This is a genomic window from Micromonospora sp. M51 (assembly GCF_018070305.1).
Taxonomy (GTDB): Bacteria; Actinomycetota; Actinomycetes; order Mycobacteriales; family Micromonosporaceae; genus Micromonospora; species Micromonospora parva.
In genome coordinates, this window is the sequence record NZ_JAGPXZ010000707.1 from 1 (window position 1) to 3144 (window position 3144).

Here is a 3144-nt window from a genome sequence, read left to right on the forward strand (position 1 = left end):
CCGCTGGCGACGAGCCACCGCCACGCCCAGGCGAGCCGCGGGTCCACCGGCGGGGACGCCACCAGCCGGGCGGTGAGCACCCGGTCGAGCAGGGCGAACCGCTCCGGCCAGCCCGGGGCCTCGGCGAGCCGGTCGCGCAGCCGATCCAGCCAGTGGCCCGGGAGCTGCTCCACGCCGACGGCCCGGTTGGTCAGCTCGCCCAGCGGCAGGCCGAGGAGCCGCCGGGCGGTCAACGGGGCGAGCAGCAACTCGACACCCTCCCCCACGCCCACCGTGCGCGTGGTGCACCAACCGTCGAAGGTGCCGGCCACGAACGAGTCGACGGTGGTGACGCCGCGCTCGGCGCTGCGCGGGTCGGTCACGTCCAGCGGAGCACCCCAACCCAGGATCAGCACCACGAAGACGCCCGCCGACTCCCGGCGGACCAGTGGCACGTCAGCGCGTTCCCGGTAGCCCACGTACCGGTCGACGAACGGACGCAGCCTCGCCTCGGGCAGCCCGAGGACCATCTCGCCAACCGGCGTCACCGCCGTCAACAGAGCCCGCCCTTCGCGTTGCCCCGGTCGGCCGGGCCCGGGCGTAACGCTGGGCGTGGCCGACCGGGGAGACCGTCACCTCACGCCGGCGGCGTCCATGCCGCGCAGCTCCTTCTTCAGGTCGGAGACCTCGTCGCGGATCCGGGCCGCCAACTCGAACTGCAGCTCGCGGGCGGCGGCCAACATCTGGTCGTTGAGCTCCTGGATGAGCTGGGCGAGGTCGGCGCGGGCCATCCCCTCCCGGGAGGTGGTGGCGGCAGCGGAGCGGCTCCGGCTGCGGGTCTCCTTGACCGGCGCCTTGCCTCGGGAGAGCTGCCGCACCGCACCCCCGACCCGGGAGTTCTCGGTGTCCTCCGCCTCGCGGTAGATGTCGTCCAGGATGTCGTGGATCTTCTTGCGCAGCGGCTCCGGGCTGATGCCGTGCGCCTCGTTGTGCGCGATCTGCTTGGCCCGCCGCCGATCGGTCTCGTCGATCGCCGCCGCCATCGACGGGGTGATCTTGTCGGCGTACATGTGCACCTGACCGGAGACGTTACGGGCGGCTCGACCGATGGTCTGGATCAGCGAGCGGCCGCTGCGCAGGAAGCCCTCCTTGTCAGCGTCGAGAATCGCCACCAGCGACACCTCGGGCAGGTCCAGACCCTCGCGGAGCAGGTTGATGCCGACCAGCACGTCGTAGTCGCCCTTGCGCAGCTCACGCAGCAGCTCCACCCGGCGCAGCGTGTCCACCTCCGAGTGCAGGTAGCGCACCCGGATGCCGTTCTCCAGCAGGTAGTCGGACAGGTCCTCGGCCATCTTCTTGGTCAGCGTGGTGACAAGCACCCGCTCGTCCCGGTCGGTCCGCAGCTTGATCTCGTGCATCAGGTCGTCGATCTGGCCCTTGGTCGGCTTGATCACGACCTCCGGGTCGACCAGGCCGGTGGGTCGGATCACCTGCTCGACGAACTCGCCCTGGGCCTGCTCCATCTCCCAGGTGCCGGGGGTCGCGGAGAGGAAGACCATCTGCCCGACCCGCTCCAGGAACTCGTCGAAGCGCAACGGCCGGTTGTCGGCCGCGCTGGGCAGCCGGAAGCCGTGGTCGATGAGCATCCGCTTGCGCGACGCGTCGCCCTCGTACATGCCGCCGATCTGCGGGATGGTCACGTGCGACTCGTCGACCACGGTGAGGAAGTCGTCGGGGAAGTAGTCGAGCAGGCAGTGCGGCGGGCTGCCGGGCAGCCGCCCGTCCATGTGCATCGAGTAGTTCTCGATGCCGGAGCAGAAACCCACCTGCCGCATCATCTCGATGTCGTAGGTGGTGCGCATCCGCAGCCGCTGCGCCTCCAGCAGCTTGCCCTGCCGCTCCAGCTCGGCCAGCCGCTCGGCCAGCTCGACCTCGATGTCGCGGATCGCCCGCTCCATCCGTTCCGGGCCCGCCGCGTAGTGCGTGGCCGGGAAGATCACCAACTGGTCGACCTCGCGGACCACGTCACCGGTCAACGGGTTGAGGTAGTAGAGCTTCTCCACCTCGTCACCGAAGAGCTCGATGCGCACGGCCAGCTCCTCGTACGCCGGGATGATCTCCAGGGTGTCACCGCGGACCCGGAAGGTGCCGCGCTGGAAGGCCATGTCGTTGCGGGTGTACTGGATGTCGACCAGCCGGCGCAGCAACTGGTCGCGGTCGAGATCCTGGCCGACCTGCACCTTCACCGCCCGGTCGAGGTATTCCTCCGGGGTGCCCAGCCCGTAGATCGCCGAGACGGTCGCCACCACGATCACGTCGCGGCGGGTGAGCAGCGACATCGTCGCCGAGTGCCGCAGCCGCTCCACCTCCTCGTTGATCGAGGAGTCCTTCTCGATGTAGGTGTCGGTCTGCGGGATGTAGGCCTCGGGCTGGTAGTAGTCGTAGTACGACACGAAGTATTCGACGGCGTTGTGCGGCAGCAGCTCGCTGAACTCCTTGGCCAACTGCGCACAGAGCGTCTTGTTCGGGGCGAGCACCAGGGTGGGGCGTTGCAGCCGCTCGATCAGCCACGCCGTGGTGGCACTCTTGCCGGTGCCCGTCGCGCCGAGCAGCACGGTGTTGCGGTCGCCGCGCCGAACCCGACGCTCAAGATCGTCGATCGCGGTCGGTTGGTCGCCGGCCGGCTGGAACTCACTGACGACCTGGAAGCGGCTGTCGAGCCGGGGAATGTCGAGCGCCATGCCGTCAACGGTACGCCGCAGGTCCGACATGTTCGGCCGTCACGCCAGGTACGTGATCGGCTTCAATATTCCCATTGTGTGGCCCATGTCACCGGGACTACCCTCTTCCTGTAGGCCGCTCGCGGCGGCCGACCGGGCCGGTGGCCAGGCCAACATCACGGCCGGTCGCCCCCGGCACTGCGGTCGCAGCACCCGGCTCGTCCGGCGTGCGCACCCGTGTGGTCGCGCTCGAGGCGCAGACCGGCCGCCGCGAGCGCCCCTGCTCGTCACCTCGGTGCCACCCCGGCCGTTTCATCTCCGTGGACACCTCCCCGACCCCGGCGCCCGACACCGCCCACGCGACCCCGTCGCGGCCGGGCGACCCGAGCACCGGCAACGCCCCGGGCAGCGGCGACGGCGGCTCAGCCAGCGGCGCGTCCACGAC

The 3144-nt window shown here is 70.2% G+C and carries 2 protein-coding genes and 1 pseudogene; 1 reads left to right on the top strand and 2 read right to left on the bottom strand.

Going from position 1 to position 3144, the window contains the following annotated elements:
* Window positions 1–527: pseudogene (locus KBX53_RS27445) on the bottom strand (AraC family transcriptional regulator); the annotation flags it as partial.
* A gap of 84 nt (window positions 528–611) precedes the next feature.
* Window positions 612–2720 carry an excinuclease ABC subunit UvrB gene (gene uvrB, locus KBX53_RS27450; protein ID WP_030338002.1) on the bottom strand — a complete coding sequence of 703 codons (2109 nt, stop codon included), beginning with the start codon at window positions 2718–2720 and terminating at the stop codon, window positions 612–614.
* A gap of 206 nt (window positions 2721–2926) precedes the next feature.
* Between uvrB and KBX53_RS27455 the strand changes: the two genes are divergently transcribed.
* Window positions 2927–3144 (top strand): hypothetical protein (locus tag KBX53_RS27455; RefSeq protein WP_210862425.1); only part of this gene is annotated, 218 nt, incomplete at its 3' end.

Coding starts and splice junctions, on each gene's coding strand:
- uvrB (WP_030338002.1), bottom strand. CDS start 2,720: ATGGCGCTCGACATTCCCCGGCTCGACAGCCGCTTCCAGGTCGTCAGT.